Source organism: Glutamicibacter sp. AGC84 (assembly GCF_053543575.1).
Genome location: NZ_JBLVOC010000007.1, coordinates 22,427 through 30,676 on the forward strand (window position 1 = coordinate 22,427; position 8,250 = coordinate 30,676).

General features: G+C 66.3%; 4 protein-coding genes. All 4 read left to right on the forward strand.

Going from position 1 to position 8,250, the window contains the following annotated elements:
* Positions 1 to 215, forward strand: a 215-nt coding sequence (locus ACNPN0_RS05445) for a hypothetical protein (RefSeq protein ID WP_448938334.1), incomplete at its 5' end; no start/stop codon positions are given.
* A gap of 305 nt (positions 216 to 520) precedes the next feature.
* Positions 521 to 5,140, forward strand: a complete 4,620-nt coding sequence (gene gltB, locus ACNPN0_RS05450; protein WP_448938335.1) for a glutamate synthase large subunit — start codon at positions 521 to 523, stop codon at positions 5,138 to 5,140.
* A complete protein-coding gene (locus tag ACNPN0_RS05455) occupies positions 5,133 to 6,602 on the forward strand; it encodes a glutamate synthase subunit beta (RefSeq protein ID WP_402741185.1) in 1,470 nt (489 codons plus the stop codon). Before gltB ends, ACNPN0_RS05455 begins: the two co-directional genes overlap by 8 nt.
* Positions 6,603 to 6,688: 86 nt before the next feature.
* Positions 6,689 to 8,200 (forward strand): pyruvate kinase, encoded by a 1,512-nt coding sequence (gene pyk / locus ACNPN0_RS05460; RefSeq protein ID WP_434691034.1) that lies wholly within the window; start codon positions 6,689 to 6,691, stop codon positions 8,198 to 8,200.
* Positions 8,201 to 8,250 lie beyond the last annotated feature (50 nt).

The window sequence follows — 8,250 nt, forward strand, 5'->3', positions numbered from 1 at the left end:
CCCCCCACCGGTGGTTTAAGCCGCGCCAGCAGCTGCCCGGATCCGCTTTCATGACGCGCCCTGGCCCCAATATGGCGAAATGTCCGGAAAATCTGGGCAGTTTTCCGTCCCTCGGGCGCAACATGCCCGAAACATTGGGCGGCTATCAAAACCGGCTGGCAAAACCGGTTTTCGCGATCCCCGCCCGCAAAAAACTGCTTTTTCCGCGCCGGTAGCGGCAGAAGTTTTTAACATTCCTGAAACACAAGCACGCGCATGCGAGAAACAAAACCTGCGTAACGTGTGATCCACGCGCCACGCTGGTCGATCGACCCCTGGAAAGGCCAGCTGGTGCAGCACCACAACGAGGTGGGAAATGTTCGTCCCCGAAACCTCGATGCGCAAGCAGACCCCGCTTAGCACTGTCGAAAAGTTTCAGCTAGATGAAACATCCAGGCGGCCGGAAGCCCTTGCCAAGAATAAGCCCTTTACCGGGGGCTGCCGCGCGCCTATCCTGCATGAACCACAGAAAGGCACGCTCATGAGCATGACCGGAGTCCAGATGAACGCCTCGCCAGGTTTTGGCGAGGAGGTCCCCTCGCCCTACACCCGTTTTTCCGCGCTGCCTGGCGCGCAGGGTCTGTATGACCCAGCGGCCGAAAAGGATGCCTGCGGCCTGGCGATGATCGCGTCCCTGAAGAACGATGCCAGCCACGAGATCGTCGCCCACGCGCTGACCGCCCTGCGCCGGCTTGAGCACCGCGGCGCCATCGGGGCCGATGAAGGCACCGGCGACGGCGCCGGCATCCTGCTGCATCTGCCCGACGCCTTCCTGCGCAGCGTCACCGCATTCGATCTTCCCGCCGCCGGCTCCTACGCCGTGGGCATGGGCTTCCTCCCGGCCGACGCCGGCGAACGTGCCTTCGCCCAGGAAGAACTGGAAACCATGGCCGCCGAGGAGAACCTGGCGGTGCTCGGCTGGCGCGAGGTACCGGTTGATTCCGACGTGCTCGGCGCCTCGGCCCGCAAGGTGATGCCGTACATCGCCCAGATCTTCATCGGCGCCCACGCTGGCGCCCCGGCCGCCACCCGCCGCGAGCTGGACGCCGCCGCCTGGCGCATCCGCCGCCGCGCGCACAACAAGATGGGCGTGTACTTCGCCTCGTTCTCCTCGCAGTCCATCGTCTACAAGGGCATGGTCTCCACCGCGCAGCTCGAGCCGTTCTACCCGGACCTGTCCGACGCCCGCTTCACCAGCCGCTGCGCGATCGTGCACTCGCGCTTCTCCACCAACACCTTCCCGTCGTGGCCGCTGGCCCAGCCTTTCCGCACCATCGCGCACAACGGCGAGATCAACACCGTCAAGGGCAACCGCAACTGGATGCGCGCCCGGCAGTCGACCCTGGAATCCGAGCTGCTCGGCGAGGTGCCCGAGGAACTGTTCCCGATCTGCACCGCCGGCGCCTCGGACTCGGCTTCCTTCGACGAGGTCGCCGAAATGCTCATGCTCTCGGGCCGCAACGTGACCGAGACCATCATGATGATGATCCCGCAGCCGTGGGAAAACGACGATCAGATGGACGCGGACCTGCGCGCCTTCTACCAGTACCAGTCCATGCTCATCGAGCCATGGGATGGTCCCGCCGCCGTCTGCTTCACCGATGGCGCGATGGCCGGCGCGGTGCTGGACCGCAATGGCCTGCGCCCAGCCCGCTGGTGGGTCACCGACGACGGCCTGGTGGTCCTGGCCAGCGAAGTCGGCGTGATCGACGTCGACGAAGAGCACATCGTGAAGAAGGGCCGTGTCGCCCCGGGCAAGATGTTCGCCGTGGACCTGGACGCCCAGCGTATTGTCGAGGACGCCGAGATCAAGGCCGAAGTGGCCGCCGCCAAGCCATGGCGCGAATGGGTATCGCAGAACCTGAAGACGCTGGCCGACTTCCCGGATCTGGAACACGTGCGCCACAACTCCGCCTCCGTGGCCCTGCGCCAGCTGACCTTCGGCTACACCACCGAGGAGCTGCGCGTGCTGCTCGCTCCGATGGCCGCCACCGGTGCCGAACCGCTGGCCGCCATGGGCACCGACACCCCGATTGCCGCCCTGGCTGACCGGGCGCGCCTGCTGTTCGACTACTTCACCCAGTCCTTCGCCCAGGTCACCAACCCGCCGCTGGATGCAATCCGCGAAGAGCTGGTCACCTCGATGGGCACCGCGATCGGCCCCGACGGCAACCTGCTGTCCCTGGACCGTGTCCAGCAAACCCAGATCGCGCTGGACTACCCGGTGCTGACCAACGACCAGCTGGCCAAGATCGTGCACCTGCGCGACGAATCCGGGTCCAAGTACTCGCTGAAGGTGCGCGGCCTGTACCGCCCGGCCGGCGGCGAATCCGAGCTGCGCGCCCGTCTGCAGGAAATCTGCGAGAAGGTTTCCGCCGCGGTGAACCGCGGGGTGCGCTACATCGTGCTCTCGGACCGCGATTCCTCCGCGGCCTGGGCGCCGATCCCGTCGCTGCTGCTGACCTCCGCGGTGCACCACCACTTGCTCAAGAGCTCCAACCGCACCCGCGTTTCGCTGATCATCGAGTCCGGCGACGCCCGCGAAGTGCACCACATCGCCCTGCTCATCGGCTACGGCGCCAGCGCCATCAACCCCTACCTCGCCCTGGAATCGGTCGAGCAGATGGCCGAGAACGGCGAGCTGCCCGGAGTTGACGGGCACCAGGCCAGCAGCAACCTGATCAAGGCGCTGGGCAAGGGAGTGCTGAAGATCATGTCCAAGATGGGCATCTCCACGGTCTCCAGCTACTGCGGCGCGCAGACCTTCGAGGCCGTGGGCCTGTCCCAGCGCGTGGTCGACCAGTACTTCACTGGCACCGCCACCAAGCTCTCGGGCATCGAGCTGGATGTGGTGGCCGCCGAGGCCGCCGCCCGCCATGCCCGCGCCTACCCGGAGATCGACGGCGGCGCCCAGCCGCTGGAACTGGAAACCGGGGGAGAGTACCAGTGGCGCCGCGAAGGCCCGCCGCACCTGTTCAATCCGGAAACCGTCTTCCGCCTGCAGCACTCCACCCGCACCCGCCGCTACGACGTGTTCAAGGAGTACACCAAGGCCGTCGACGACCAGGCCGCACAGCTCAAGACCCTGCGCGGGCTGCTGAAGTTCAAGACCGAGGGGATCACCCCGATCGCCATCGACGAGGTGGAGCCGGTCAGCTCCATCGTGAAGCGCTTCGCCACCGGCGCGATGAGCTACGGCTCGATTTCGGCCGAGGCCCACGAAACCCTGGCCATCGCGATGAACCAGCTGGGTGCGAAGTCCAACACCGGCGAAGGCGGCGAGGATCCGGAGCGGCTGCTCGATCCGGTGCGCCGCAGCGCGGTCAAGCAGATCGCCTCGGGCCGCTTCGGGGTGACCAGCTTGTACCTGGCCAACGCCGATGACATCCAGATCAAGATGGCCCAGGGCGCCAAACCCGGCGAAGGCGGCCAGCTGATGAGCGCCAAGCTCTACCCCTGGATCGCCAAGACCCGCCACTCCACCCCGGGTGTCGGGCTGATCTCCCCGCCGCCGCACCACGACATCTACTCGATCGAGGACCTGGCCCAGCTGATCCACGACGCGAAGTGCGCCAACCCTTCCGCCCGCGTGCACGTGAAGCTGGTCTCCGAGTCCGGCATCGGCACCGTCGCGGCCGGTGTGGCCAAGGCCAAGGCCGACGTCGTGCTGATTTCCGGGCACGATGGCGGCACCGGCGCCTCGCCGATGAACTCGCTGAAGCATGCCGGCACCCCGTGGGAAATCGGCCTGGCCGAAGCGCAGCAGACGCTGATCCTCAACGGGTTGCGCGACCGCGTCACCGTGCAGGTCGACGGCCAGCTCAAAACCGGGCGCGACGTGCTGATCGGCGCCCTGCTGGGTGCCGAGGAATTCGGCTTCGCCACCGCACCGCTGGTGGTCTCGGGCTGCATCATGATGCGCGTGTGCCACCTGGACACCTGCCCGGTGGGCGTGGCCACGCAGAATCCTGCGCTGCGCGAACGCTTCACCGGCAAGGCCGAGTTCGTGGTGAACTTCTTCGAGTTCATCGCCCAGGAGGTGCGCGAGCTGCTCGCCTCGCTGGGGGCGCGCACCCTGGACGAGGTGATCGGCAAGGTCGAACTGCTCCAGGCCGATCCCGCCCAGTTCGCCGCGCACGACAAGGTCTCCGGGCTGGCCCTGGATGCGATCACCCACGTGCCGGATACCGAGCTGGCGGCGCGCCGCCGCCGCATCGGCCAGGACCACGGGCTGGACACGCACCTGGACCAGCAGCTGCTCGCCGCGGCCGGACCGGCGCTGGCTGACCGCCTGCCGGTCAGCATCGACGCGGCGATCGTGAATACCGACCGCTCCACCGGCACGCTGCTGGGCCACCATGTGACCAAGACCTTCGGGCTGCAGACCCTGGAGCGGGACACCATCAAGGTGAACCTCTCGGGCCGCGCCGGCCAGTCGCTGGGCGCCTTCCTTCCCGAGGGCATTACGCTCAAGCTCTCGGGCGACGCGAACGACTACGTCGGCAAGGGATTGTCCGGCGGCCGGATCGCGATCCACCCGCCGCGCACCACCCTGTCCAAGCCCGAGGAGCAGGTCATCGCCGGCAACGTGGTCGGCTACGGCGCCACCAGCGGCGAGCTGTTCATCAACGGCATGGTCGGCGAACGCTTCGCGGTGCGCAACTCCGGGGCCACAATTGTCACCGAAGGCATCGGCGAGCACGGCTGCGAGTACATGACCGGGGGACAGGTGCTGATCCTGGGGGCCACCGGCCGCAACTTCGGCGCCGGGTTCTCCGGCGGCGTGGCCTGGGTGCTGGACTTCGATGCAGCCAAGCTGAACCCGCTGGCTGCCGGGCAGTCGGACCTGCTGGTAGCGCCGATTACCGATGCCGAAGCCGAACGCATCCACGAGCTGCTCACCGAGCACATCGCATTGACCGCATCCCCGCTGGCCTCCCGCCTGCTGCTGGACTGGGAACGAACCCGCAGCCGGCTGACCAGCATCACCCCGCGCGACTTCGCCGCCGTGCAGCAGCTGCGCAGCGACGCAGTAGCCAACGGTCAGAACCCGGATTCGCCGCAGGTATGGAACAAGATTTTGGAGGTGACCCGTGGCTGATCCACGTGGATTCCTGAAGGTGACCGAACGCGTCACCCAGCCCAAGCGCCCGGTGCCGGTGCGCCTGATGGACTACAAGGAGGTCGTCGAGCGCCAGAAGTCCGGCATCCTGGAGGAGCAGGCCGGCCGTTGCATGGACTGCGGCGTCCCGTTCTGCCATTCGGGATGCCCGCTGGGCAACCTGATCCCGGAGTTCAACGACCTGGCCTACAGGGGCCGGATGGATGATGCGGCCGCCCGGCTGCTGAGCACCAACAACTTCCCGGAGCTCACCGGCAAGCTGTGCCCGGCCCCGTGCGAGTCCTCCTGCGTGCTGGGCATCAACCAGCCCGCGGTGACCATCAAGCAGGTCGAAGCCGAACTCGCTGGCCACCTGATGGACGCCGGCGACTTCGTGCCGCAGCCGCCTGCCCGCCACACCGAGCACCGCGTGGCGATCGTCGGTTCGGGACCGGCCGGATTGGCCGCCGCCCAGCAGCTGACCCGTGCCGGGCACACCGTGGCCGTCTACGAGCGCGACGAGGCCATCGGCGGCCTGCTGCGCTTCGGCATCCCGGACTTCAAGCTGGAGAAGCAGGTCATCGACCTGCGCCTGGCCCAGATGGAAGCCGAAGGAACGATCTTCCGCACCGGCATCGAGATCGGCAAGGACATCTCCTGGAAGCAGCTGCGCCGCGACTACGACGCGGTCATCGTGGCCACCGGTGCCACGGTGCCGCGCGAGCTGCCGGTGCCGGGCAACAAGCTCGACGGCGTGCACCATGCCATGGAGTTCCTCACCGAAAGCAACCGCGTGGTCGCCGGCCAGCTCGATGCCCCGCGCATCGATGCGGCGGGCAAGCACGTGATCGTGCTGGGCGGCGGAGACACCGGCTCGGACTGCATCGGCACCGCCCTGCGCCAGGGCGCGGCAAGCGTCACGACGCTGGCCATCGGGCAGCAGCCGGGCACCGAGCGCCGCGAAGACCAGCCGTGGCCGATGATGCCGGTGCTTTTCGAGGTGCAGACCTCCCATGAGGAAGGCGGCGAGCGGACCTACCTGGCTTCGACCGTGAACTTCATCTCCGGCGAGGGAACTGAGCAAAACAAGGTGATCGGTGTTACAGTTGCAGAGACAGAATTTGTTGCTGGCAAGCGCCTCCCGAAGCCTGGAACCGAACGCGTAATCAAAGCGGATCTGGTTCTGCTTGCCCTCGGGTTCACCGGTCCGGAAGTTTCCGGATTGGACGAACAGGTCAGTATCGAATTCGACAACCGGGGCAACGTCGCCCGAGATGGCTACTACATGACGAACACCGAATCGGTATTCGTCGCCGGAGACGCCGGTCGGGGACAGTCACTGATCGTGTGGGCTATCGCCGAAGGACGCGCTTGCGCGGCCGCGGTCGACAAGTTCCTCATGGGTTCGACTACCCTTCCTGCACCGGTTGCTCCAACCGATAGGGCCATCAGCATCATTTGAGTGACATAGGCTTGAATGCGGCGCACCCGGATACCGGGTGGGCCGCATTTTGCCTATGTGAACATGAAAGGCATTTGGCTGACGGAATGAGACGCGCAAAGATTGTGGCAACCTGGGGCCCGGCCCTGGCAAGTTATGAAAATACTGTAGCGGTACTGAAGGCGGGCGTAGACGTAGCCCGCCTGAACATGAGCCATGGAGACCACTCCATGCACGCACAATCCCTGGCGAATGTGCGCAATGCGGCCGCGGAGATCGGCCGCGCGGTTGGCATCTTCGCCGACCTGCAGGGTCCGAAGATCCGCCTTGGCCGCTTCAAGGACAACGCCAAGTACATCCTCGAGGCTGGTGAGGAATTCACCATCACCATCGAGGACATCGAAGGTACCCGCAACCTGTGCTCCACCACCTTCAAGGGCCTTCCCACCGATGTCCAGCCGGGCGATTTCCTGCTGATCAACGATGGCAAGGTCAAGCTCAAGGCGCTGGCAGTTGACCAGACCTCGGTGCGTTCCGAGGTCGTCGTCGGAGGCGAGGTGTCCAATAACAAGGGCATCAACCTGCCAGGCGTCGCGGTGAACGTTCCCGCATTGAGCGAAAAGGACGAGGACGACCTGCGCTGGGCACTGCGTGCCGGCATCGACATGGTCGCACTGTCCTTCGTGCGCAATGCCGAGGACATCGAGCGCGTGCACGAGATCATGGACGAAGAAGGCCGACGCGTGCCGGTGATCGCCAAGATCGAGAAGCCGCAGGCCGTGGCCGCGCTGGAAGAGATCATCAATGCGTTCGACGCCATCATGGTCGCCCGCGGCGACTTGGGCGTGGAGCTGCCGCTGGAAGAAGTTCCGGTCGTGCAGAAGCGTGCCGTGGAGCTGGCACGCCGCTGGGCCAAGCCGGTCATCGTCGCCACCCAGGTGCTCGAATCGATGATCGAATCGCCGACCCCGACCCGCGCCGAGGCTTCGGACTGCGCCAATGCGGTGCTCGACGGCGCCGACGCGGTCATGCTCTCGGGGGAGACCTCCGTGGGCGCGTACCCGGTGGAAACCGTGGAGACCATGTCGCGCATCATCTCCTCGACCGAGCAGCACGGCCTGGATCGCATTCCCCGCTTGGGCTCCCAGCCGAAGACCCGCGGCGGCGCGATCACCCGTGCCGCGGTGGAGATCGCCGATCAGCTCGACGCGAAGTACATCGTCGCCTTCACCCAGTCCGGCGACTCGGCACGGCGCCTCTCGCGCCTGCGCCCGAAGAGGCCGGTCCTGGCTTTCACCCCGCTGCAGCAGACCTACAACATCATGACCCTGATGTGGGGTGTGCAGGCACGCCTGGTGGCCTACGCCGACCACACTGACAAGATGACCGCCCAGGTGGACGAGGCGCTGCTCTCCGAAGGCCTGGCGGAGCTCAACGACATCGTGTGCATCGCCGCCGGGTCCCCTCCGGGACAGGCAGGGTCCACCAACTCGCTGCGCGTGCACAAGGTCGGCGACCTCGCCGATGCCGGCCAGCTGGTCAATGGCAAGCCGATGCCTGCTCGCGAGAAGGTCGGTCCGTGGGCACCGGAAAACGTCTCCACGCCGAAAAACCTGTAGACGCTCTTTCGCGCACTAGCTGAGGCAAGAAAATCCGCCCTGCTCCAGAA